This is a genomic window from Bradyrhizobium sp. AUGA SZCCT0177, assembly GCF_018130125.1.
Classification (GTDB): domain Bacteria; phylum Pseudomonadota; class Alphaproteobacteria; order Rhizobiales; family Xanthobacteraceae; genus Bradyrhizobium.
On the sequence record NZ_JAFCMA010000002.1, the window covers coordinates 331,309 to 354,337 of the forward strand.

The following is a 23,029-nucleotide window of genomic DNA, read 5'->3' on the forward strand; positions in this document are numbered from 1 at the left end:
TGCGGCCACCCAACGTTCGCTCAGACAAAAAAATGTGAATGGAGTTCCCTACTCCGCCTCCGATGTCCCTCGCCGCGGCGACCAGTCGAGGAAAGCGCGTCATGAGCGCCCCGACTGCGCGACGTCGCATCGCCATGTGATGCAGGACAGGGACCGCTAGCTTGCTACTCTTTTTCCGAGCGCCGCATTTTCGCGTCCAGCGGCGTCATGCCAAAACGCCGGCGAAACGACCGGTGAAAATACGAGACATCGTTGAAGCCGGAGAGATAGGCAATATCGCTGATCTTGCTCGCCCGGCGCAGCGGATCGCGCAGCAGCCGTGCCGCCCGCATCAGCCGCTGCTCCAGAACGAATTCCGAAAACGTGGTACCAGCGCGTTCGAACAGCATCTGGATGGCGCGCGGGCTGGCGCGGTGGCGCTGCGCGAGGTCGGCGAGCGTGAGCCTGCCGTCGCCGAGGCGCGACAGAATGTCGGCCTTGATCGCTTCCAGGCGAGCCGCCGCAAGGCCGCGGTCTTGCGCGAGTTCGGTCTCGTCGCGTCCTGTCCCCAGCATCAGGACAACCAGGTCCAGAAGATGCTGCGAGACGGCACTCTGCGCCAGTGCGTCGAGACCCGGGGCATGCTGAACCGCGAGGTCGTAATATTGGTGCAGCATCGCCGCGAGCGCGGGGTTTGGCGCGAGCGGCCGCGCAATGCGATCTTCCGCATCGGGACAGTAGGCGAGCAGCGTCCGGCGCTCGATGAACAGCGACTTGAAGCGCCCTTCGGCCAGCTGCGAGACGTCGGCACCTTCATGCGCCGCATCGGCAAGGCCGGTGCCCATCGGTTCAAGATCGACCGACCGGCCACCGACCGTGATGCGCATCGGCGCGGCCGTGGCCAGCACGAAGGCGAGCGCGCTGTCGCGGTCGGCGCCGGTCGCGACGAACTGCATCGGCGAGCCTGCTGCCCCCGACATCTTGAGACCCGGCAGCGGCACCGCGGTCACGTCGCATCGCACGGGCCCGGCCGCGAGCGGCGCGACATCGCCGCACATCACGCGGCGGCAAAACTCCTCCCGCCAGGCGTCATAGGCAGGCCCATGCGGGTCGCCGGTATAGCCGAGGCGCGGTGCGCCGCGGATCGATTGGCTGTCGGCCGCCATAAGCGCGCGCGTCTCCAGGCTCGTGTAACGGAACACCAATATCGCGTTGGCTGCCCGGCGCAACGTCTTCCAGCACAGTTGCGCGCCAGGCCATGGAAATTTGCGCTGTAGTCCATTCGGTGCGGCAACGCGTCGCGCCGCCGGCCCGGCCGTCCGTGTCATCGCCGCAACAGGCCGGCACAAACCAGCGTCCTGCGCCTTCAGCCATAATGCGTTTCGCCCGGCTCCAAGAAGCGCCGCGACGTTCCCGCTAGCAGTTCAGATACTGCAACGAAGGAATTATCGATGCTGACTGGAATGCCGGCCCGCGCCCAAAACGCCGTGATGCCGAATATCTTGCGCAACAGGCTGCTCGTCACCACCACGCTGGCGCCGCTCGTGCTCGGGGGACTGCTCGCGCTGGCACCCGGCCCGGCGCACGCCGCCTGCACGGTGGCCGGCACCGGCGCTATCGGCGCACTTGACTCCGGCGACGTGGCGACCTGCACCGGCCTGGGCAACACCGACAACATCAACGCTATGGGCAGGACCAATGTCACGGTCAATATCGGCACGGGGGGTGCCCCGGCTTCGCTTACGCCAGCCGCCGCCTTTTCGGCGGTTGTTTTTTCAAATACTTCCTCATCGCAGGTGAATGTCAATGATCAGGGAACGATTCAGCACGCCGGCAGCAGTGGAATCCTGATCCTCAACGGCTCCGCCAGCAACACGATATCGATTGCAGCCGGAGGGCTTGTCGCGACCACGAGCATCGGCGGGCCTGCCATTGGCGTTCTCGATTCCAGCAACAACACCATCAACGTCGGCGGCACTGTGTTCGGTAACGCCATCAGCGCGCAAGGTGCATATGTTGGCGGGACATCGACTTCAAACTCAATCAATGTGCTCGCTGGCGGATCCGTCATCGGCTTTGACGGCATTTTTCTCAGCGCCGGCGGCAACACGATCAACAATGCCGGTACGATTTCCGGGACCGTCGCTGTGGGAATCACGGGATCGACCGGCATCGACACCGTCTTCAATTCGGGCACGATCACGGGCGGCGGCAGCACCGCGATCAATTTGTCGGGTGGCGCGGACTCGCTCACGCTGGCGCCAGGATCCGCCATCACCGGGCTTGTATTTGGCGGTACCGGCACCGACACGCTGGGATTTGGCGGTAACGGAAGCGCGACGTTCAACCTCGGCAATCTCGGCACCGGCCTGCAGTATGATGAGTTCGAACTGCTGCGGAAAACCGGCACGTCGGTCTGGACGCTGACCGGCACCACCGCCTTCAACGGCGCAACGACGGTGGAAGCCGGCGGCCTGATCGTGAACGGCACATTGCCATCCGTCGTCACCGTCCATGGCGGGTATCTCGGCGGCAGCGGCACGATCGGCGGTCTCGTCGTCAACAACTTCGGTACGGTCGCGCCCGGCAATTCAATCGGCACCATCAACGTCAACGGCAATGTCACCTTCAACGCCGGCTCGTATCAGGTCGAAATCAACGCCGCCGGACAATCCGACAAGATCGCCGCGACCGGCACTGCGACCCTCAATGGCGGCACCGTGCAGATCGTGCCGCTCGGCACCGGCTTTCTCGCCAACACGCAATATACGATCGTCACCGCGGCCGGCGGCGTCACCGGGACCTTCGCATCGCTGGCGCCGCTGACCGCGCCGCTGGTGTCGGGGCAGCTCAGCTACGACGCCAACAATGTCTATTTCACGCTGCAGCAGATCGCAGGCTTCAGCACGCTGTCGCTGTCGATGTCTGGCTTGACTCCGAACCAGGCCGCCGTGGCTGGCGCGCTTGACCAGACGCAACTCGGCGGTGTGTCCGGGCCACTCTCCACCGCCATCAACACGCTCGCCGCGCTCAACACGCTCAGCATCAAGGCCGGTTTCGACGATCTCGCCGGACAAATTCACGCCGATGGGCGCCGCTTCACCACCGATCAAGCCGACGCCTTCCAGAATTTCATGTGGAACGCCGGTACCCAGTCGCGCGGCGAGACCGTGCGGATGTCGGTGTCTTCCTACGCGCCGGAGCCGACAGACCCGATCGGCAAGGCGCTTGCCGCGCGCCGCGCCGCACCGGCGCAGAGCGTGTGGTTCGGCGGCTATGGCAATTGGGACAGGGTGGCCGCGACCGACATCGCCTTCGGTACCAACACTAGCATCGGCGGCGCCGCACTCGGTGTCGATCTGTGGAACAGCCCCGGGTTCACGGCCGGCCTCGCAGTCGGCGCATCGACCGGCAAGATCCGGTCGGCTGTTCGCGCCGAACGGATCGATGCCAATGCCGGCCACGCCGGGTTCTATGCGCGCGGCGAGAGCTTCGGGTTCAACGTCGCATCGGCCATCAGCTATTCCTTCGCGGCGCTCGAATCCTCGCGCACGATCTCGTTCCTGGGAGAAACCGCCGCCGGCCAGTCCCGTGCCAACACGCTTGCCGCCACGTTCGGCATCGCGCGGCCGTTCCAGTTCGGCGGCTTCAAGGCCGAGCCCTTTGCCAACCTCGACTGGTATGCGACGAGGCAGAACGGCTTCAGCGAAACCGGCGCACCCGGCGTGAACCAGAGCGTACAGGCCGGTGGCTTCGACGCGCTGTTCGGCACCGCGGGTCTGCGCTTGACGCATCAAACCGTGATGGCGAATGGCCTTCCGGCGCAATTCGGCGTCACGCTCGGCGCGCGGCATGAGTTTTCCGGCAACGCGCCAGGCATGCTTGCGGCCTTCGAAGGCGCGCCAGGAATTCAATTCGCGATCAGCGGCGTCGAACGCGCCCGCACCACTGCGCTCACCGGCGTCGAGGCGCGGTGGGACCTCACGGCCACGACGTCTTTCAAGGCCTCCTACGAGGGCGCGTTCGCACCGGGCCTTGACCGGCACACATTGCGGGGCGCAATCCGCTGCGAATTCTGAGGCAGGCCCCTATTCCACCTTGCCGATCTTCTTCACCGCGGCGACCAGCCGCGCGCTGTCGTCGGTGACGAACTTTGCAAATTCCGGCGCGTCCATGTAGGCGACCGGACTGCCCGCGGTCTCGAAGGTCCTGATCACCTCGGGCGCCTTCACCGCCTGCGCCATCGCGCCGCGCAACTGCGTCATGATCGGCGCCGGCAGCGCGCTCTGCGCGAACAATCCCGCCCAGATGTAGAACTCGACGTCCTTGTAGCCGAGTTCCTGGAAGGTTGGCAGATCGGGAAAGCTTGCGATGCGCGCGGCGCCCCAGTTCGCGAGCACGCGCATCTTGCCGTCGTCGACCTGCTGCTTCAGCGTGCCCGGCGCCGAGGCCACCGCCTGCACCGTGCCGCTGAGCAGCGCGGTCAACGCAGGTGCGGCGCCGCGAAACGGCACGTGCAGCAGTTTGATGCCGGCGCTCGCCGCGAACATTTCCATCGCCACATGCAGCGTACCGTAGGGGCCCGACGAGCCGTAAGGAATCTGGCCGGGACGCTTTTTGGCGTCATCGACGAAATCCTGCAGCGTCTTCCATGGCGCCGAGGCCGGCACCGCCAGCAGCGTGGGGTCGGCCAGCACGCGCGCGACCGGCGCGAATTGCGAGACTTCGTAGGCCACCGGGCGGTCGAACAGCCGGTCGGCTTCCGGCAGCACCGCCAGCGACGACAGCGTCATCAACAATGTGTAGCCGTCTGGTTCGGCGCGCGCCGCCGCCGCATTGCCGACCGATCCGCCGCCGCCACCGGCGCGATTGTCGACCAGCACAGGCTTGCCGAGGATTTTTTCCAGCGCCTGCGCCACCGGCCGCGCCGCGAGATCAGCCTGGCCGCCAGGCGGAAACGGCACGATCATGGTGATGTTGCGCGAGGGGTACGCGGCTTGCGCGAAGGCTGCATTCGAGAGCGCAGATTGCGCGAGCGGCAGCACGGCGGCGGCTTTGAGAAGTTCGCGGCGATTCATCGGCATTTCCCCCGGAGTTATTGTTTTGGTTATTGGGGGTAGCCTAGCGTGAAGCTGCTGACGTTGCGAGGGGCCTGCTCTTTTTCACCCTCCCCTGGAGGGGGAGGGTCGACTCACATGGAGCGTAGCGAAATGTGAGACGGGGTGGGGTGAAGGTCTCTCCCCTCGAACAGTGCCCGAGTTGAGACATCACCCCACCCCGCCGAGCATCGTGCTTCGCACGGTGCTCGACGACCCTCCCCCTCCAGGGGAGGGTGAACGCTACGTCCGCTTCTTCCCCTTGGCAAAATGCTTCATCAGAAACTCCGCCAGCACCTCGACGCGGGCAGGGCGCGGGCCGCCGGGGGGTGTCACCAGATGCACCGCGCCTTCCGGCTGCTTCCAGCCCTTGAGGATCACCTCGACCTCGCCGGAGGCGATTGCATCGCCGACGATGAAGTCGGGCAGATCGGCGATGCCGAGCCCGGCAATCACCGACGGCAACACCGCCTCGCCATTGTTGACGCGAAGCTGCCCGGCCGGGCGCACGCTGGCCTGCTCGCCAGCGGCGTTGGTGTAGTGCCAGACGCCGGGCGTCGAGAGATAGGCGTAGCCGAAACATCTGTGCTGGGAGAGATGCATCGGATGCGTCGGCCGGCCGTGGCGCTTGAGATAGGACGGCGCGGCCACCGTGTAGCGCGGCATCGCGCAGAGCCGCCGTGCGATCAGGGAAGAATCAGGCAGCCGCGCGATGCGCAGGCCGGCATCAAAGCCCTCGCCGATCAGATCCACCGTCGCGTCGCTGAGATGCAGGTCGATCGAGACTTCCGGATACTGGCTCAGGAATTCCGGCAATAGCGGCGCCACCGCCTTGACCCCGAACGTCATCGGCACCGCGAGCCGCACCAGCCCGCGCGGCGCCATCGATTGCGACAACGTCTCGCTCTCTGCCGCCTCGCCGTCGATCAGAAGCTGCGTCGCGCGTTCGGCCAGTTTTTGGCCGGCATCGGTCAGCGCTAGCCGCCGCGAGGTGCGGTTGAACAGCCGCGCGCCGAGCCGTTGCTCGAGCCGGCTCACCGCCTTCGATACCGTGGCCTTGGACAGCGCGAGTTCGGTTGCGGCCGCCGCAAACGACCGCAATTCCACGACCTTTGCAAAAATCGCGAGCGCTTCGAAATCCGGGAGCTTCGCCATTCGGCCCGCCTTGTCAGATCGGATTCGAGCCTCGCCCGAAATCAGGATGCAAGCTTGACGATACCATACGGATTGAATTTGAAATCGCCTTCCGCGTAATCGGACTCGAAGGACAGTTTGGCGCGCCGCGACTTGAGCGTTGCCTCCAGTCCTTGCCGCGCGATCTCGTCAGCGACCGCATCCATGGTCGCGACGGCTTCGCGTTCACTGCCATGGGACTTCGGCACAAACACTTCGGGCAATCCGGTGAGGTGAAAACCGACGCTTTCCAGATAATCGTCCGAGGCCAGCGGCCGTTTGGCAAATGCCAGGCGGCAAACGCGGCGCAACGCGAAGTCATCATCGGATTTCAGCGCGGCACTGGCCTGAAGGATGAGTTCGTTCCACCTGACGAGGCTGTGCGCGACACCGGCGCTCTCGCCCTTGACGGCGGTGGCCCCCGCCTTGATGACCTGGTGGACGAGCATCAGGGCGCCGGTGGAAACGACCATGGTGGTTTCCGACGTCATGGGCGGGCCCAGCACGTACAGCACCGATTGGTGATTTTCCACCGCGTCCTCATCGGCGCTGGAGCGGGCATTGGGATGCACGCGATCCCAAGAAACCCCAAACGAGCGGCTCATGCGCGGATCCGGTTTGTCCTGGGAATAGGTGTGGTCGATGCTGAAGCCGGTGGCGAAATCGCGGATCGCCATTGAAGCCGCGTCCGACAGCTTCGCCAGGCCGTTCGCAGCGCAGAGGAAGCAAACAACGTGGCGAGGTTTCACCGCCAATCGCCGCGCTTTCGCAGCGGCATCCTGACCGGACGAGGCCGGCGTCCGGCCGCCAGCGTCTGACGGTCCCGCCACTAGCAGCGCTCCCATCAATCCCAATACTCCGCGGCGAACGGCGTTCATGCGCAACTCCTCCATACGGCGCCGAATGACGGTGCCATGCCCCTCCCCCGGTGGCTCGCGCCCGAGTGACTTGGCATCAGTCTGGGCAACCCGCCCGGCGGTTCGGTCCAGGAGGCCGATTCCGCGGCTTGGGCGGTCGAAAATATGGATGTCCGACACAGGCGGTCTTTCCATTATATGATAAATAGAAACAATGTGTTTCAATAGTTTCTATTTCTATACCACATCGGGAGGCATATCCAATGGCCATCGGAATTCAAGCAACGGAGAAATCCAATGGCCAAGAAACTTTCGGGCAAGGTTGCCCTCGTCACCGGCGGCTCGCGCGGTATCGGCGCGGCCAGCGCCCGCGCCCTCGCGGATCAAGGCGCCAACGTCGCCATCAGCTATGTCGCCTCCCCTGACAAGGCCGAAGCCGTCGTCAAGGAATTGAAAGCCAGGGGTGTCGAAGCTCGCGCCTTCAAGGCCGACCAGGCTTCGTCTCTCGAGGTCGAGCAATTGGTGAATGACGTCGCCAAGCACTTCGGCCGGCTCGACATTCTCGTCAACAATGCCGGCGTCGCCGTCAGCGGCGCAGTCGATGATGCCAACGCCGACACCGCGGCACTGGCGCGCCAGGACGCGATCAATGTGCATGGCGTGGTCACCGCGATCCGCGCTGCCTCGAAGCTGATGGGCGAAGGCGGACGCATCGTCACCATCGGTTCGGGCATTGCGACCCGCGCCTCGTTCCCGGGCCTCGCCGACTACGCCGCCACCAAGGCAGCGATCGTCGGCTACAGCAAGGGCGCATCGCGCGACCTCGGCCCCCGCGGCATCACCGTGAACGTGCTGCAGCCGGGCTCGATCGATACCGACATGAACCCGAAGGACGGCGGCGACTTCGCCGAAGCCCAGCGCACGCAGCACGCGCTGCAACGCTACGGCACCGCCGAAGAGATCGCGGCCGGCGTCGTGTTCCTCACCAGCCCGGACGCGTCGTTCGTGACCGGCACCGTGCTCAATGTCGATGGCGGCTTCGGCGCCTGATCCAATCCAACCAACAGAGGCCGGGCGCGTTGCGCCTGGCCCCCGCCAACACTTTCAAAGGAATATTCCCATGATCGAACTCAGACCCTTCGCAAAACTCGGCGGCGCCGACCACGGCTGGCTGAAGGCAAAGCATCACTTCTCCTTCGGCAGCCATTATGACCCCGACAATATGGGTCACGGCTCGCTGCGGGTGTGGAATGATGATGAGATCGCCCCCAACACCGGCTTTCCCGCCCATCCCCATGCCAACATGGAAATCATCACCTATGTGCGCGAAGGCGCGATCACCCATCAGGACTCGCTTGGCAACAAAGGCCGTACTGAAGCCGGCGACGTGCAGGTGATGAGCGCGGGATCCGGCATTCGTCATGCCGAGTACAATCTGGAGCCGACCAACACCCGGATCTTCCAGATCTGGATCGAGCCGACCACCAAGGGTGGCCAGCCGACCTGGGGCGCCAAACCGTTTCCGAAGTCGGACCGTTCCGGAAAGCTCGTCACCATCGCCAGCGGTATTGCCGGCGACAAGGATGCGCTGCCGATCCGCGCCGACGCCCGCGTGCTCGCCACCACGCTGAAGGCCGGCGAGAGCGCGGAATACGAAGCCGGCAAGACGCGCCATCTCTATCTGGTGCCGGCGGCCGGTAGCATCGAAGTCAACGGCGTGCGCGTCAACGCCCGCGATGGTGCCGCGATCCGCGATGAGGCCAGGCTGACCATTACGGCACTGGAAGATTCCGAACTGGTGCTGGTCGACGCGGCGTAGGCGCCAAACACACAACTCGTCATGCGCGGGCTTGACCCGCGCATCCATCCCGCTTCGCGAGAATCTTTCGAAGACGATGGATTGCCGGGTATAGGCGAGCGGAAGCGACGCCGTCCTTCAGACGGCTATGCCCGGCAATGACAACCTCCCAATCAACAACCCACCGACAAACTCAGGAGAGCCATCATGGCCAAAGTACTCGTGCTCTATTACTCCGCTTACGGTCACATCGAGGCGATGGCGAACGCCATCGCGGAGGGCGCGCGCGAAGCCGGCGCCACTGTCGATATCAAGCGCGTGCCCGAACTGGTGCCCGCCGAGATCGCCAAGGCTTCGCATTACAAGATCGATCAGGCGGCCCCCGTCGCCAAGGTCGAAGAACTTGCCAATTACGACGCCATCATCGTCGGCACCGGCACCCGCTTCGGCCGGATGGCCTCGCAGATGGCGAATTTTCTCGATCAGGCCGGCGGCCTCTGGGCCAAGGGCGCCCTGCACGGCAAGGTCGGCGGCGCCTTCACCGCGACCGCCACGCAACATGGCGGCCAGGAGACCACGCTGTTTTCCATCATCACCAACCTCTTGCACTTTGGCATGACGATCGTCGGCCTCAACTATGGCTTTGCCGGCCAGATGAAGCTCGATGAAGTCACCGGCGGCGCGCCCTATGGCGCCACCACGATCACCGGCGGCGACGGCAGCCGTCAGCCGAGCGACAACGAACTCGCCGGCGCGCGCTATCAAGGACGCGCGATCGCGGAGACCGCCAAGAAACTCCATAGCTAACTGCATGGCTGATGCGAGATGGGCGGCATTCTCATTCTGGATTGCCGCCCTAGCTATCCATCAGGGACGATGGATTTAGCGATGGTCGAATTTCTCTTTATGGCTCAACTGGTGCGCCGTCCGCTGCAGGCGATTGCACGGCGCTGGTGGTGCCGCAGTCTCTACCGCGCCTCGCGCGGGCAGCGGCGCTGCCCGGAATGCACTAAATCGTGAAATCGGCGGGACGCTGCGGCAGGTCCAGGCGCGGATCAATTCTCGTGGACAGCGCTGACTTCTGCCGTTGAAAGCCACCAGCCATCGCCCGCAAACCAGCAGGTATCGTCGACGGCGTTATCGAGCCGGAGAGACCGCACGAGTTCCCAGCCGTGCAGAAACGTCTCCGTCAAACGGCGGCCGGCATCCTCGTCCTGAAGGCCGACACAGCCGATGAACTGGGCCCGGCCAAAGAACATCGCTGGCCAAGCCGCGCTCTGACTGGGACGTTTGACCAACAGCATCCCTCCCAGCACGCCTTCGGGCGCCAGCGGAAACAACAGCCGGCCACCGGGACGCAATGCATCGAGCCACACTTTGGCTGGTTGGGCTGCACCGGCACAAACGTAGATCAAATCCGCTTTCGGCAAATCCGCCGCAATGCCCGATTTAGACTGAACATTTACCTGTGGCAGGTCTTTCAGATTGCCGCGCGCGCGATCCGCCAGGCCTTCGTCAATCTCATAGGCGTGCACCTGACCACTCGGTCCGACGAGTTGTGCGAGGATAGCTGTGTAGTACCCCGTACCCACGCCGACCTGCAGGACAATCTCGCCTTCCTTTAATTCGCAGGCACCGAGCCAGTAGGCATGAGCGCTGGGCATTCCGATATTGAGACGTTGCGCGCTATCCAGCGCGACCAGTGTATTTTGATAGATAAATGCCGGATCATCATTCGGGGTCGTCACGTAATCATGCGCGCCGAGCGTGATCAGCCAGGGCCCCGGCCCCACAAACGGTTCACGCTTTACCGCGCGAAAGGCCTGTTCAATCCGGGAATCCCGGACCTTGGCTGCGGCGCAGACAAGGCTGGCGTAGAATGAATGCAGATTTTCCGACCGCTCTTGCATGATCAACTTCCGGCATTGCGATGCTCGATCCTATTCGAGGCTGTCGCATGCAGGAAGCTCCGCACGATGGGCAAAAAGCCGGGAAGCGCCGCCATCACGGCGAAACGGGATCGCGATATGCGTTCCAAGTCCAATCGGAATGAAACGGCGCTAATGCTGCAATTGTGGCTTGACCATGGTCTGGCGAACTTCGGCGCCGCAGTCGGCGCATTCAAAGGTGAAGTCGATCTTCGCCATGCTCCAATGCGGCTCGACGTCCCTTACAAACATCGGAATCCCGATGCAGCTCGGACAAATGACGAAAGCCGGCTCGATGTCGTCGTGATGGTGGATATAGGCTGGCATGTCGGCACTCCCCACGGAAGCATTCAGCTGTAGCCCTTGACCCGACCATCAGCATACGCCGCTGCCGTAAACGCGATCATGAACTCTTGCGAACACAGGTAGAACAGCCGCACAATCCTGCCGAGTGTGACAGATTTGCACGAGCGTGGCGTTCTTGCCACAGCGCATCAGTTCTCTTCGCGCGGCGAGGGTTTAGCGGGCGCCCGCTTCAGATAGGCGCCGAGCTTCGGATGCTTGCGCAGCTCGCGCGCGGCGCGGTCGCGCAATGCGTAAGGCAATCCGCGCAGGCTCAAGGCGGCGCTGATGTCGACCAGCGGCAGCGGCGTCACGCCAAAACGCCGTTTATAGTCATAGTCGCCCACGCTGAAATCGAACTCGCGCACGCCGTCCCTGTGCAAGGCGGCCATGGTACGTTCGATGACCAGCCGGCCCGGCGAACAAGCCGACCATTTGTCGCCGGCATTGCTGACCCGCAGCATGACATAGCGCGGGCCGCTACGAACGCCGAGCAAGGTCGCGACGACTTCCTCGCCGACCGTCAGCGCCGACAACACGGCATAGCCATCGCCGACGCCATCACGCACGAGGTTTCGATAGAATTCGGCACAGGCCCCGTCGCCGAGAACGAAGTTCACTCCGAGATGCTGCATGCGGGCGCTCTGTTGCGCATCCAGGGCGGCAAGCACGCGCAAGGCTTCGTCGTTCTCTCCTGCAATCTTGAATGTAGCGGCAGGATACGCCGTAAACGCGCGCCAGCTCCGTTCGAGAACCCTGCGGACGTCGCGCTTGAGCGAACGCTTGTACTGATCGAAATCCTCGCCTGTGGTGACGAGATTACCGTTCAGCGAGCACGGCCCGGCTCCATCCAGCATCGCCAGCGGGTTGGACCCGCCCTGCAGATCGAGCGGCATTTTCTTGAATCGAATGAGATCAGCGCCGCCAGGCAGCCGGCGCAACGCCAGCCGCAGCTCGCGCCACAGGATGGCTGCCGCCTTAGGTTCGCGCGGCGCGGCCGGACCGAGCAGCGGCGCATTGTAATCGGTCAGTTCGAGGTCGGCGAACTCCACGACGCAAATGCGCTTCAGCTTGCGCCTGATCAGCGGCAGAAGCAGTGCGACTTCCCCTGTCGCACGATCCCTGACGGTTGCAATGAATGGCTCGATACCGGGCTGTCCGGCGAACGCGCCATACCATGCTGCGAGCCACTTTCCGTGCTGGAAGATGGTCGCCTGTCCACGACGATACGCACCGTCCCAGTTACCTGCGACGGTATCCCAATTGTCGAATTCCACGGAGAACGCCGCAACCTGCGACGTGCGGTTCCGCCCCACGTGCCGTACTGCGCCGTTCGTCAGTGTCGTCACGATCAAGCCGCCTTCATGCCGCCTTGGAAAGATCGACCACCTGCTCGGGATGGTCGTGGTCGAGCCGGAATTCGATCTCGTTGCGCGCCTTGCGCTCGCGCTTGACCCAGGAAGTGTTGCGCAACGCCTTCTGCATCACCGCCTTGCCCCAGAACGCCGGACCCTTGAGCGAACGGCTCTTGGGCGTATATCCGAAGCGATTGCGCAACAGACCGTTGGCCAGATTGACGATCCGGGTCCGCCTGATCTCTTCATTCTCGTAACCCACCGTCATGGAGATGTTGACGGTGCCGAGATTGTCGACGCGATGCGGCGCGTTCAGCGGCCAGTTCAGCATCTGCCCGGGCTCGAGATCGAGCACCGTTGCATAGCGATCGTACCATTCGTGATAGGGCATATCGAGTTCGAGCTCGAACAGCTGGATGTCCTCGAGGTTCTTCGGAGTCACGAAGGGAGGGTTCGACGGATAGATATGGACGCGCTTGCGGCCGGCGATTTGAATCAGGCTCTGGCCGGGAAGATCGGCGTGGTAGTGAACCTGCGCCTTCGGCGCCGAGATCAGAATGCCGGCGTTGTATTGGTGCGGCAGCGCGAAGTGCGGGACCTTCTCGCCGATTTCGGTGAACATCTGGGCCAGCAGGTCGCTGTAGCGCGAGTCGATATCCGAAACCATGCGCAGGTTGAGCCAAAGGTCGCCCCTGGAAATCGCGTCGATGACCTGACGACCGCTGAAATTGCCGATATCGCCCTGCCGCCAAATACGCTTGCCTTCCTTCACGCCGGTCTGCATCAGGCTGTAGTGCTCGCGCGGATAGTGCTCGATCAGTTCGGCAAGATGATCCATCGAGAACAACGGCGACTTGTGCATGTTGTGCGCAAGCCGGATGGGTGCGTGTCCCCACAGCACCGAATGGGTGTCGTCCCAATTGCTGAAAATGCGATCTGCTGCCATCGTCCAACTCCTTTTTTACCAAATATTTTTTTCGCCCGGATGACGACCGATTTCGGCTGCGTCCCGCACGCTGTCCCGAAATCTCAGATGGCTGCCACGCCGTCGATCATCCGATGTCCCGTTATGAGACGGCCGGACAACCTTCACGCTCTAACTGGCAAGAAGGATGCCGCAGGGGTGTCGCACCCGCTTACCGGACGATAATGTCTGGGATGTATGGCTAACGCTGGTCTACCTTAGAAAGCACCGGCGATCCCCACGATGGCTTCAGAACCGCAATATCGGGCGCTGTTTCTCGGCGCGGGACCGCAAATGCAGTGCGGCGTCGGGCAATTCACGCGATTGCTGGGAGAGTGGATCGAAAAGGCTGAACCCGGCAGCTGCACGACGTTAACCCTGACGCGATCGGAAGGGTCATTCACCGATATCTGGCGCGCCGTCGGCTCCGCACGGAGCGTGGTCTGCAACTTTCCGATCGTGGCCTGGAAGCGCGTGATGTTCGCGCCGCTGCTGGCGATGGCCATGGCGCGGCTGCGCCGGCGCAAAACTGTCCTGATTCAGCACGAATGGGCCGGGCTGCATTGGCTGCGCCGGATCACCTATATCCCGGCTCTCGTGCTCGCCAACACCATCGTCATGTTCTCGCCGCTGGTGCGACGGGAACTCGCCGAGGATTCCCTGGTGGGCTGGACCGCGAAAAAACTCGTGCTGGCCCCGCTGCCGCCGAACATCGAGGCGCCTGCAGGGATGGCGGATTCGGAATTGCGCCGGCGTCTCACGGCTGCAAGGCAGGATGGACGGCTGGTGATCGGTCATTTCGGTTCGATCTATCCGGCCAAGCAACCCAATGCGCTGCTGGAGATCGGCGCGATCCTGAAGCAGCGTGGGCTGAGGCCGCTAATCGTCTATGTCGGCTCCTTCATCCGCGGCACCGACAACGTCGAGGAGGAATTCCACGCCCGCGCCGCGGAACTCGGGATCGCCGATGATGTGATCGTATCCGGTTTTGTCGCCTCCGATCACGAGGTGTTCGGGCTGTTCGGCGCGGTCGACGGGTTCTGTTATCCGCTCGATGAAGGTCTCACTGCGCGCCGCTCCAGCGTTCTTGCCTGCGTGCAGGCCGGCCGGCCGCTGATCGTAACCGGCCCCGAGATGCCTGACGAATTCGACCATCATCTGCGCTTCAAGGAATTGATCGATCGCGGCGCCATCGTGCTCGTGCCGCGGGGATCGAGCGCGGACACCTACGCCGATGGCATCGTTGCCGCGCTGAAACGGCCGCCGGTGCAGGCCGCGTTCGACTTCGATGGGTGGTGGCAGGACGTCGCGAGCGCGGTTCGCGCGCAGCTCTAGATTCTTGATTTGACGCGTTTTCTTGACGCGAACCGGTGCCCACTTCGCTGGAAAACGCTTTGAGCCTCACTCCCGGACACGAAATCGCGCCAGAAAGTGCAAGCCGAACACCGCCACCAGGAAGGTGAACCACAGGGGATCGGCGCGGTCGAGGAAGAAGCTCTCCATCGCCGACAAGTAAAGTCCGAACAGCCAGATGCGCAACAGCGCCATCGCCAGCGGACCGTTATTGCCGCCCTGATCGGCTTGCTGGAAATTCCGGAGCGGCACGATCACCAGCACCACGATGAGCAGGATCAGTCCGGGCAGGCCCATGCCGAGCGCGGTATCGAGATAACCATTGTGGCTGTGTGCCGCGAACGCGGCCCATTCCTTGCCCGCTGGCAAATCCTCGAACGCCTTGCTGCCCCAGAAAGCGACGAAGCCATAGCCGGTTGCCAGCCGCTGCCGCAGCGCGTCCAGCGCGAAATTCCAGATGTCGGTACGGCCGGTGAAGGTCGAATCCAGCGGCAGCAGCTTGGCGACCGCAGCCAGGCCATCGCTCATGACGGTGCCGACGCTGAGCATGTTCAGCAACAGCAGCGGCGTCAGGAGCAGGATCGCCCGCACCCAGAACGAGCGAAACACAGAAGTAAGCGAGGTCAAAAGCAGCACGGCGAAGCACAGCGTCAGCGAACTCTTGCCGGCGGCATGAAACAGAAACAACGAACTAAGGCCGATAATGACCGCGCCGGACAGAAGTGCGCCGGAACGCGCGATGTAGATCCCCAGGAACAGCAGCATCGCCATCACGCCGGCGGCCACGTTCTTGTGACCGAAGGCACCGCGCCAGTCGCCGGCAAGAAGCGGCTCCTGCGGGTCGGTTGCCTGATGGATCGCAAATTGCGGCGCCAGCAGGATTCCGAGGTAACAGACCGCGAGCAGGATCAGCGCCGCGATACTGAGGAACCGCATCAGCTCGTTTTGCGATCTCGGCAGCAGCAGCATGGTCGACGTCACAGCGATAACGCACGCCGTCAAAACAAACCGCCGCATCGACGTGGCAGGATCGACCGACAAAACCACCGTCACACAGACCCATCCGGCAAACAGCAGGAACGATGGCGTCAGCAAAGTCGCCAGCCCGCGCATGTTGTCACGCGCCGCGAGCACAATCATCAGCACTGCAAGGCCGCCGAACACCAGATAGGTCGGCGCCTCATTGCCGGTACTGACTTCACCGATTTGTATTTCGCCGAGATCGGCGAACGGCCGCAAGGAAATCCATGCCAGCACCAGCGCTCCGACGAACGCGGCGCAGCGGACGACATCCAGCACTTGCTGCCGCCAAACCCCTCCTGCGACGATACGAAGCTGAGACGTGATGGCGAGTTGGCTCACGTGATCTTCGAGGCCTTGTAGGGTTGAGGTTCGATGCCGACCGCCGCCAGCACGCTACCGATCGCTACCGTCATGGGATGCATCGCAATGATGCGGTCGCGCTCGATCAGGGCAGCCCGCGCGGCCTGGAGAAACGACAGCGGAAACGCCGCCAGCAATTTGAGCGTCAGCCTGGCGCGCAGCCAGAGTGTCGGCGTCGCCTTGCGCTGGACGTGATAATTGATCGCGCCGATCCGCAGGCCGCGGCTGATCAGCCAGCTCAGCTTGGTCCGGCTCGGTGGCACCGTCTCGCTGATCGTGGCCTCCGCCACCCAGTGAAAGCGCATGCCAAGGCGGAGGCAGCGGTAAAAGAAATCGGTGTCGCCGCCGCCGAGGAAATTGAAACGCAGATCGAACGCCGGGGCGTCGACGCGCTCGAACACCGAGCGCCTGATCAGGCAATTGCCGCAGCCATAAATCACCGGAACCGGCCCTGACGTGTCGTAGGCCGGGGCGAAGGCCGGATGACGACGCAGCCCGCGCTTTCGCGCGTCATCGAAGTCGGGCATGACCGGCCCGCCGACGATGTCGGCCCCGGTGGCTTCGGCCGTCAATATCATGCGCTCCAGCCAGTCCGGCGAGGCAATTTCGTCATCGTCGATCATGAGGAAACTTGCCGCTGCCGGGAAGGTTGCCAGCGCCGTCTCGAACGCGGCGTTGATCGCATGGCAATTGCCCTGGCGCGGCTCGACCACGCAGAGACCGGGGAGCTTGTTCGATGCCAGGAATTCGGTCGCAACCGGAACGCTCTCGCTCCGCAACGCATCGTTCTCGACCATGACCACCGCAAAGCGGTGGCCGGTGCGCTGGCTGGCCAGCGATTCCAGCGTCTGCCGCAGATGCTGCGGCCGGCGAAAGCAGGGAATGCAGACGACGATCCCGATTGAAGAAGGATCGAGGGAAGGCGAGATCGCCGCCAGGGCGCGGGCTGCGTTCGGCATGGTGTCAGCGGTTTCCATCGGCGGGCAATCCGTTCAAACTCTGGCGCATGACGTTTGCTATGGGTCCAGACGATACAAGAGCATTGCTGCAATATCCGGTCCGACAGGATGCCTGGTGGTGCCGAATTGTTCCCGACGGTTAATGGACGGGGTTAAGTTTGAATTAAATCAGGTTCAGGCTCCGGGCTCAGCGGCTGAACAGCTTGCCGAACAGCTTCTGGGATTTGGGAAACTGCCCGTTGGAGATTCGCGTGGGCCACAATCCGTCGACGTCGAAATAGGCCGCGTAGGCGATGTTGTTCCGATGCTTCACGAACCAGTCGTGCATCTGCTGAATGAAGTATGGATTGTCGCCGAAATTGCCGACGCCCCATTCGGGATAGCTCATCGGCTTGCCATGCCTGGCGGCAAAGTCGCGGTGCCATTCCAGGCCAAACGGAGCCTTGAGATAGAAGGCGTTCCAACGCTCTTCCGGCGAGCCCTCATGTTTGAAATCGTAGATATCCAGACCGATGTAGTCGACGACATCGTCGCCCGGATAGGCCAGGTCCGCCGGCGTATCCTGCGTTCCCCATCCCGGACACCAATCATATTTGAACTCGCTGGAGTGGCGCCGGAAGATTCGGACCACGCGCCGGAACGCCGCGATGTAATCGGCTTCATGATCCTTGGCGAACCACGCCATCTGGGACAGATTCATCTCCCAGCCGAGACGGATGATCGCCCTTGGCTGTGCATCGGCGATCGCACGCGCCGCCGCCTCGAACTCGCCGTCGTGCAAGCCGTTGGCGACGTCGGCGAGCGGCGTTCCCGGAACGGTCAGCGGCACCGACCAGACGACATTCCGCGACGGGTTGAGCTTCTTCCAGATGCCGGGAACCCAGGTCAGTTTATGGAAGTCTTCCCAATTCGCCTGGCCGTAGAAATCAACGCCCACCACCGACGATGGCGGTTGTTTCAGCCATTTTTCCCAGGTCTGCAGGGTATGCTCGCGCCCAACGGGACCCCAATCGACGAACGCGCCGGCAAATTTTGCAGGACTCGAATTGACAGGACTCGAATTGACGCGCGGAGCGGCGTTGGTGTCGACGCGGGCCAGCAACAGCAGGCTCAAGACAAAGGCCACCAGGAAAAATACCAGGCGCTTGAGGCCCACCCGGCGGCGAGGCGCGGGGCGGTCAGTTCGAAACATTAGACGTCCTTGTCAATTTGTTGCCGAAGACAGCAGATAGCCTTCGGCCGACCTCGGCTGCGCCCTTGTCGGTGAGATGGCCCGCGTCGAACTGCATCGGAATATCGGCTTCGACGAACTCGTCGCAACGACCATCCCGGCAGACCGCATCGTAGACGGATGAATAGGTCGCGCCGCGAGCCTTTACCAAAGCGCCCATGGCGAGATCGCGCTCGCGAATTCCGGGTATGCGCCTTGTGCTGGCAAGGGACGGATGGTCGCGCAAAATCCCGTCGATCAGGAGCCGCGGCAGAGGGGCATCGTATTCGACGATCGGTCCAAGCACGATGACGTCGGCCCCTCTGGATTTCAGGGTATCCAGCGTGGCCGACAGGTTCGGCAGATCCTCATCCTTCCATGACGCGGAGAGAATGACCTTGTCGACGTGGTTGTTGACGAGGAAATCATTGAACGCGAGTTCCATCAGATCGCGACAGGCTTTCATTTCGACCCGAGCCCCCGCCGGAACAGCCGGGCGGCATTCGCTTGCCGTTGCCTGCAGGATATTCACCTGCGGCATGGCGACGGACAGCCCGGACCAGAGGTGCGCAGCATGGCTGTCGCCAATGAGCAGATAGTTCGGCCGCGCCGGATCCAGTTTCAGGCAGGTTTCGGCGTCGAATCGCTGGCGGTTGGCCGATATGAAGCAGCGTCCGGTCCGGAACGCGGCGGACGAATCGTAGGCAAGATAAGCACCGATATCCACGACGCGTTGCGGAAAGCGGTATGGCGCGCCACTCGCGAAGAATACCAGCGCGCACAGCGCGAACGTCGAGCCGATCGCGGCTGATGCGGCGCCGAAGACGGCCCCCTTCGATGTCTCCCGCGCCATCGAACGGAACGGCAGTTCGACCAATTTCCACGACAGATAGGCGAGCCCCACTGACAGCGTGATCAACGTCAGTTTGGTCGATGCTGCCGATTCCGCGCCGAACACCATGTCGGTGCGCTGGAACACGATCAGCGGCCAATGCCACAAATAGAGCGAATAGGATATCAGCCCGATCGCTACGAGAGGCGGCAGCGACAGCAATCGTCCGGCCATCGATGCCCCGCTCTCGCTGGAAGCGATCACCAGCACCGCGCCGAGGCAGGCGAGCGACGTCATCAGGAGAAGCGGCACTGATGCCGATCCAAGCAGGATCACGCCGAGCAGCAGTAGCAGCCCGGCTCCGCCGCAAATGTTCTTCCAGAATCTGGTTTCCGGCACCGGGATAAATTTGACCGCCAGCATCGCACCCAGCGCCAACTCCCAGGCGCGGAAAGGCGTGAGATAGAATGTAAAGGTGAGATTTCTCGTGCTCATGGCGATGGCAGCGGCAAACGACAGCACAGCGACAACCGCGAACAAAAATTTGGCGCCCTTCGGGACCCAGCGATAGACAAACAGCATCAACAACGGCGCGATGAAATAGAACTGCTCCTCCACGCTAAGCGACCAGGTATGCAGCAGAGGCTTTGTTTCGGCCGGCGCATCGAAATATCCGGCGGTCTGGGCAAAATAGGCGTTGGAAATCGAGCCAATGGCGCTGGCAAGACTCTTGGAATAGCCGATCAGTTCGGCCGGCAGCAAATAGATGTAGGCAAAAATGCTTGTCACCAGGAACATCACAAACAGCGCCGGCAGGATTCGCAGGATCCGGCGCTTGTAGAAATTTCCGAGCGAGAACGATCCGTTGCGGATATCCGCATCGATCATGCCGCAGATCAGATAACCCGAGATGACAAAGAAGATGTCGACGCCGACGAAGCCGCCTGCGAATCCGGGTACACCGACATGGTAAAGAACCACCGGAACCACAGCGAGGGCCCGCAGCCCGTCGATATCAGCGCGGTACTTCATTGCCGAGCCCTCGCGACGCTGCCGTAACCGCGACCGCCCCTCACCGTTTCAAAAACGGACACTCTGGACAGTCCAGGTGTGCCGAAACGGGTTGATGCCTCGGAGATCTCCGCGGGCAACGGGAAATTGGATTGGAATGGCGGGCAATCTGTCATGGGTAACACTCATGGCGATGAACATCGGCGATGCGGAATCGTGCTCTGCAATATCCGGGCAAGCTTCGCAAAAGCGCCGCTTCGCGCACGAATTGCGCTTGCATCGTGGTTAGCGCGAGCGGTTAACCCGCTTGCGACGGTGAACGAAACGCAGAATTAACCACATCAAATCGCCCCGACCGTTAGCGGAACCGTCCGGCACCGATCTTGCTCAATGGTCTGGCAAAGGGATTCCGAGTCCAGAAAGCGCCCGCCTTGAACGTCATCGCCAACGAGATTTCCGACATCAACCGAGTAGCGTCGTGCGACGCCATGCTCGGGCGCGGAGTCACGGGCAAGCCCGCGGGGCTCGCAGCGCCATGCTGATCGGACAAGCCAGCATCAACCTGACTGCCAATATCCTCTCGGCATTGCTGGGCCTATTGAGCGTGTTCATTTTCACGCGGCTGTTCTCGCCGCATGATTATGGCGTCTATCTGCTGGGCATCGGTTTTGCGTCCGTCATCAGCGTTTTCCTCGTCGGCTGGTTTCGTAATCTCATTCTGAGCGGACACGCCCGCGACGACGGCCCCGATGTGCGCGGCCGCGTGATCTCGGGTTACCTGATCTGCTGCCTCACCGCGCCGATCGCCTACGTCGTTGGACGACTGGTCGGATTGGACACGCATGCGGCGCTGGCGGCGGTCGTGCTTTCCGTCGCGATCGGGCTGTTCGAACTGACCCAGGATCTGGTTCGCGCCCGGCTGATGGCACTTTCGGTCATGAAGGCCACGCTGGTCCGCGCCGTTGCCGTGCTCGGCCTCGGTGCGGTCGTAGCACTTGTCAGCCCGAGCGGCTTCCTGCTGCTGCTGTCGTCCGCGCTCGCCTACCTGCTTGCGGTGCTGGTCCAGTCGCGCACCGCCTGGCGCGGCACCAAGGTCAAATTCGACGGTACCGGCCTTGCGGCGCTGGCGAAGACCGGCCTGCCCCTCACCCTTTCACTTACCCTGCTCGCGATTTCCAGCGTCACCGATCGCTTCATGATCGCCAATCTGGTGGGCGCAGCGGACGCCGGCAAATATGTCGCCGCGCTCGATCTGGTCCGGCAGACCCTGATGATGCCGGCCATGAGCGCTGCCGCGGCATTCTTTCCGATGGCGGTTCAGATTCACGCCAGCAAGGGCGATGCGGCGGTCCGGTCGCATCTTTCCGATTGCGTCGAGTTGCTGCTCAGCATCACGCTGCCGGCCTGCCTCGGCTTCGCGGTCATTTCCGCCCATGTCGCCAACATCATTCTCGGACCGGACTTCCGCGAGTTGGCGGCGCAGACCATGCCGATCATCGCGGTAGCCGTGGTCTTCCAGATCCTGACCCAGCAATATCTGCACGCCAGCTTCCTGCTCTCCGGGCGCAACTCGTTTTATCTGATCAATACGGCTTCGATCATCGCGGCCAATGTGATCCTGTCCTACGTCCTGGTCAGCCATTACGGCACGGTCGGCGCGGCCTGGGCGCGGCTCGGCGCCGACGTAATTGGATTCACCTGTGCGCTGATCCTCAGCCGCTTTGCATTCAGGGTCCCGCTGCCGCTCGGCCGGCTGGCGCTGATCATGATCGCCGGACTGATCATGGCGTTGACCGTCGCTGCGCTCGACAGAAACCTGCACGTCGCCGATCTGACTGCCTGCGCCGTGCTGGCGAGCGCAGGACTCATCACCTACGCCGCCTTGTGCTGGCTGTTCGACATCTCCCGGATTCGCGGCCGCCTGAAAACCGGCTTCGCGATGTTCCGGGCCAAATTCGCAAACATCAACGGATAAGAACAAATGACCAAGACATTTGCCCTCGATCCCCTTCATTCGGCTTTCACTGACGCCGCCGACAAGCCGGCCGCGCTGCATCCGCAGTCGCTGCTTGAACTGCCGCCCGGCGAGGCCCGGCAGAGCCTGCTGACGGTTCACAGCATTCTCGAGGCGAAACTGCCCGCGACCGGCCTTAAAATCTATGAGGCCGGCGGCGGCTCGACCAGCTTCCTGCCGCTCAGCGTGCTGAAGCGTGCCCACGTCACCGTGGTCGATATCGACGAAGACCAGATCCGCAACAATGATTACGCGCAGGAAACGATTCTCGGCGATATCCAGACCTATCGCTTCGCGCCCGACAGTTTCGATCTCGTGATCTGCTACAACGTGATCGAGCATGTGCCCGACGTCGAAGCGGCGCTGCTTGGCTTCTGCCAGTCGCTAAAGGCCGACGGATTGATCCTGATCGGCGCACCGAATCCAGGGTCGCTGTCCGGCGTCGTCACCAAATATTCGCCGCACTGGTTCCATGTCTGGTTCTACCGCCATATCCGCGGCGACAAGAACGCCGGCCTGCCCGGCTGCGCGCCGTTCCCGACTCATTTTCATCCGCTTGTCACGCTGGCGAACCTGGATGCCTTCGCCGACAAGCACGGCCTGCAGATGATCTATTGCAAGCAGTATGAGAGCCCGCGCTATCCGGAGATGCGCCGGCGCAAGCCGCTGTTCGCGAGCCTGATCGACGCGGCCGCCAAGGTGATGAACGTCTTCCTGCCCGGCAAGACCGACGTGCGGCACGGCGACTACCACGTGATCTTGAGGAAGCGCTGAG

The 23,029-nt window shown here is 62.8% G+C and carries 20 protein-coding genes; 9 read left to right on the forward strand and 11 right to left on the reverse strand.

Features of this window, described 5'->3' with window-relative positions; all coding sequences use genetic code 11:
- Window positions 1-164: 164 nt before the first annotated feature.
- The gene (locus JQ597_RS03950) at window positions 165-1,145 is read right to left on the reverse strand and encodes a helix-turn-helix transcriptional regulator (RefSeq protein WP_212262920.1); all 981 of its coding nucleotides are present in this window, start codon (window positions 1,143-1,145) and stop codon (window positions 165-167) included.
- 285 nt (window positions 1,146-1,430) lie between these two features.
- Here JQ597_RS03950 and JQ597_RS03955 point away from each other — a divergent pair, with 285 nt between their 5' ends.
- Window positions 1,431-4,058 carry an autotransporter outer membrane beta-barrel domain-containing protein gene (locus tag JQ597_RS03955; protein WP_212262921.1) on the forward strand — a complete coding sequence of 876 codons (2,628 nt, stop codon included), beginning with the start codon at window positions 1,431-1,433 and terminating at the stop codon, window positions 4,056-4,058.
- A gap of 9 nt (window positions 4,059-4,067) precedes the next feature.
- Here JQ597_RS03955 and JQ597_RS03960 read toward each other — a convergent pair whose 3' ends face one another.
- The 3 genes from JQ597_RS03960 to JQ597_RS03970 form a co-directional block, all read right to left on the reverse strand.
- Complete coding sequence (locus tag JQ597_RS03960) at window positions 4,068-5,057, reverse strand: Bug family tripartite tricarboxylate transporter substrate binding protein (protein WP_212262922.1); 990 nt, start codon at window positions 5,055-5,057, stop codon at window positions 4,068-4,070.
- A gap of 261 nt (window positions 5,058-5,318) precedes the next feature.
- Window positions 5,319-6,230 (reverse strand): LysR family transcriptional regulator, encoded by a 912-nt coding sequence (locus JQ597_RS03965; protein ID WP_212262923.1) that lies wholly within the window; start codon window positions 6,228-6,230, stop codon window positions 5,319-5,321.
- Between the two features lie 41 nt (window positions 6,231-6,271).
- A complete protein-coding gene (locus tag JQ597_RS03970; protein ID WP_349628778.1) occupies window positions 6,272-7,330 on the reverse strand; it encodes a hypothetical protein in 1,059 nt (352 codons plus the stop codon).
- A gap of 72 nt (window positions 7,331-7,402) precedes the next feature.
- Between JQ597_RS03970 and JQ597_RS03975 the strand changes: the two genes are divergently transcribed.
- From JQ597_RS03975 to JQ597_RS38025, 4 genes are all read left to right on the forward strand, one after another.
- On the forward strand, window positions 7,403-8,155 hold the full coding sequence (locus JQ597_RS03975; protein WP_212262924.1) for an SDR family NAD(P)-dependent oxidoreductase: 753 nt from the start codon (window positions 7,403-7,405) through the stop codon (window positions 8,153-8,155).
- Between the two features lie 70 nt (window positions 8,156-8,225).
- The gene (locus JQ597_RS03980; protein ID WP_212262925.1) at window positions 8,226-8,924 is read left to right on the forward strand and encodes a pirin family protein; all 699 of its coding nucleotides are present in this window, start codon (window positions 8,226-8,228) and stop codon (window positions 8,922-8,924) included.
- 186 nt (window positions 8,925-9,110) lie between these two features.
- On the forward strand, window positions 9,111-9,710 hold the full coding sequence (gene wrbA, locus JQ597_RS03985; RefSeq protein WP_212262926.1) for an NAD(P)H:quinone oxidoreductase: 600 nt from the start codon (window positions 9,111-9,113) through the stop codon (window positions 9,708-9,710).
- Between the two features lie 81 nt (window positions 9,711-9,791).
- Entirely contained in the window at window positions 9,792-9,923 is a 132-nt protein-coding gene (locus tag JQ597_RS38025; RefSeq protein ID WP_283813387.1) for a hypothetical protein, read from the forward strand.
- A gap of 35 nt (window positions 9,924-9,958) precedes the next feature.
- Here JQ597_RS38025 and JQ597_RS03990 read toward each other — a convergent pair whose 3' ends face one another.
- Complete coding sequence (locus JQ597_RS03990; RefSeq protein WP_212262927.1) at window positions 9,959-10,813, reverse strand: protein-L-isoaspartate O-methyltransferase family protein; 855 nt, start codon at window positions 10,811-10,813, stop codon at window positions 9,959-9,961.
- Window positions 10,814-10,879: 66 nt separating this feature from the next.
- Here JQ597_RS03990 and JQ597_RS03995 point away from each other — a divergent pair, with 66 nt between their 5' ends.
- Window positions 10,880-11,191, forward strand: coding sequence for a hypothetical protein (locus JQ597_RS03995; RefSeq protein ID WP_212262928.1), 312 nt, complete (start codon window positions 10,880-10,882; stop codon window positions 11,189-11,191).
- Window positions 11,192-11,325: 134 nt separating this feature from the next.
- Here JQ597_RS03995 and JQ597_RS04000 read toward each other — a convergent pair whose 3' ends face one another.
- Together JQ597_RS04000 and JQ597_RS04005 are read right to left on the reverse strand one after the other, a co-directional pair.
- Window positions 11,326-12,522, reverse strand: a complete 1,197-nt coding sequence (locus JQ597_RS04000) for a GNAT family N-acetyltransferase (protein ID WP_212262929.1) — start codon at window positions 12,520-12,522, stop codon at window positions 11,326-11,328.
- Between the two features lie 13 nt (window positions 12,523-12,535).
- Window positions 12,536-13,474 carry a hypothetical protein gene (locus JQ597_RS04005; RefSeq protein ID WP_212262930.1) on the reverse strand — a complete coding sequence of 313 codons (939 nt, stop codon included), beginning with the start codon at window positions 13,472-13,474 and terminating at the stop codon, window positions 12,536-12,538.
- A gap of 261 nt (window positions 13,475-13,735) precedes the next feature.
- Between JQ597_RS04005 and JQ597_RS04010 the strand changes: the two genes are divergently transcribed.
- Window positions 13,736-14,827 (forward strand): glycosyltransferase family protein, encoded by a 1,092-nt coding sequence (locus JQ597_RS04010; protein ID WP_212262931.1) that lies wholly within the window; start codon window positions 13,736-13,738, stop codon window positions 14,825-14,827.
- A 66-nt stretch (window positions 14,828-14,893) separates the two neighbouring features.
- Here the strand turns inward: JQ597_RS04010 and JQ597_RS38220 are convergent, their stop codons facing one another.
- The 4 genes from JQ597_RS38220 to JQ597_RS04030 form a co-directional block, all read right to left on the reverse strand.
- Window positions 14,894-16,207 (reverse strand): O-antigen ligase family protein, encoded by a 1,314-nt coding sequence (locus JQ597_RS38220; RefSeq protein ID WP_212262932.1) that lies wholly within the window; start codon window positions 16,205-16,207, stop codon window positions 14,894-14,896.
- Window positions 16,204-17,205: a glycosyltransferase family 2 protein gene (locus JQ597_RS04020; protein ID WP_212262933.1), complete on the reverse strand. Its 1,002-nt coding sequence runs from the start codon at window positions 17,203-17,205 to the stop codon at window positions 16,204-16,206. Before JQ597_RS04020 ends, JQ597_RS38220 begins: the two co-directional genes overlap by 4 nt.
- 169 nt (window positions 17,206-17,374) lie before the next feature.
- Window positions 17,375-18,379, reverse strand: coding sequence for a glycoside hydrolase family 26 protein (locus tag JQ597_RS04025; protein WP_212262934.1), 1,005 nt, complete (start codon window positions 18,377-18,379; stop codon window positions 17,375-17,377).
- Entirely contained in the window at window positions 18,366-20,261 is a 1,896-nt protein-coding gene (locus tag JQ597_RS04030; RefSeq protein ID WP_212262935.1) for an acyltransferase family protein, read from the reverse strand. Before JQ597_RS04030 ends, JQ597_RS04025 begins: the two co-directional genes overlap by 14 nt.
- Before the next feature lie 514 nt (window positions 20,262-20,775).
- Here JQ597_RS04030 and JQ597_RS04035 point away from each other — a divergent pair.
- Window positions 20,776-22,215: a lipopolysaccharide biosynthesis protein gene (locus JQ597_RS04035; protein WP_212262936.1), complete on the forward strand. Its 1,440-nt coding sequence runs from the start codon at window positions 20,776-20,778 to the stop codon at window positions 22,213-22,215.
- A gap of 6 nt (window positions 22,216-22,221) precedes the next feature.
- The gene (locus JQ597_RS04040) at window positions 22,222-23,028 is read left to right on the forward strand and encodes a class I SAM-dependent methyltransferase (RefSeq protein ID WP_212262937.1); all 807 of its coding nucleotides are present in this window, start codon (window positions 22,222-22,224) and stop codon (window positions 23,026-23,028) included.
- The last annotated feature ends 1 nt before the right edge of the window (window position 23,029 follow it).

Excerpts from the sequence above, each read along its gene's own strand:
- JQ597_RS03950 (WP_212262920.1), bottom strand. The coding sequence starts at position 1,145 with ATGGCGGCCGACAGCCAATCGATCCGCGGCGCACCGCGCCTCGGCTAT.
- JQ597_RS03955 (WP_212262921.1), top strand. The coding sequence starts at position 1,431 with ATGCTGACTGGAATGCCGGCCCGCGCCCAAAACGCCGTGATGCCGAAT.
- JQ597_RS03960 (WP_212262922.1), bottom strand. The coding sequence starts at position 5,057 with ATGAATCGCCGCGAACTTCTCAAAGCCGCCGCCGTGCTGCCGCTCGCG.
- JQ597_RS03965 (WP_212262923.1), bottom strand. The coding sequence starts at position 6,230 with ATGGCGAAGCTCCCGGATTTCGAAGCGCTCGCGATTTTTGCAAAGGTC.
- JQ597_RS03975 (WP_212262924.1), top strand. The coding sequence starts at position 7,403 with ATGGCCAAGAAACTTTCGGGCAAGGTTGCCCTCGTCACCGGCGGCTCG.
- JQ597_RS03980 (WP_212262925.1), top strand. The coding sequence starts at position 8,226 with ATGATCGAACTCAGACCCTTCGCAAAACTCGGCGGCGCCGACCACGGC.
- wrbA (WP_212262926.1), top strand. The coding sequence starts at position 9,111 with ATGGCCAAAGTACTCGTGCTCTATTACTCCGCTTACGGTCACATCGAG.
- JQ597_RS38025 (WP_283813387.1), top strand. The coding sequence starts at position 9,792 with ATGGTCGAATTTCTCTTTATGGCTCAACTGGTGCGCCGTCCGCTGCAG.
- JQ597_RS03990 (WP_212262927.1), bottom strand. The coding sequence starts at position 10,813 with ATGCAAGAGCGGTCGGAAAATCTGCATTCATTCTACGCCAGCCTTGTC.
- JQ597_RS03995 (WP_212262928.1), top strand. The coding sequence starts at position 10,880 with ATGGGCAAAAAGCCGGGAAGCGCCGCCATCACGGCGAAACGGGATCGC.
- JQ597_RS04005 (WP_212262930.1), bottom strand. The coding sequence starts at position 13,474 with ATGGCAGCAGATCGCATTTTCAGCAATTGGGACGACACCCATTCGGTG.
- JQ597_RS04010 (WP_212262931.1), top strand. The coding sequence starts at position 13,736 with ATGGCTTCAGAACCGCAATATCGGGCGCTGTTTCTCGGCGCGGGACCG.
- JQ597_RS04020 (WP_212262933.1), bottom strand. The coding sequence starts at position 17,205 with ATGGAAACCGCTGACACCATGCCGAACGCAGCCCGCGCCCTGGCGGCG.
- JQ597_RS04025 (WP_212262934.1), bottom strand. The coding sequence starts at position 18,379 with ATGTTTCGAACTGACCGCCCCGCGCCTCGCCGCCGGGTGGGCCTCAAG.
- JQ597_RS04030 (WP_212262935.1), bottom strand. The coding sequence starts at position 20,261 with ATGAAGTACCGCGCTGATATCGACGGGCTGCGGGCCCTCGCTGTGGTT.
- JQ597_RS04035 (WP_212262936.1), top strand. The coding sequence starts at position 20,776 with ATGCTGATCGGACAAGCCAGCATCAACCTGACTGCCAATATCCTCTCG.
- JQ597_RS04040 (WP_212262937.1), top strand. The coding sequence starts at position 22,222 with ATGACCAAGACATTTGCCCTCGATCCCCTTCATTCGGCTTTCACTGAC.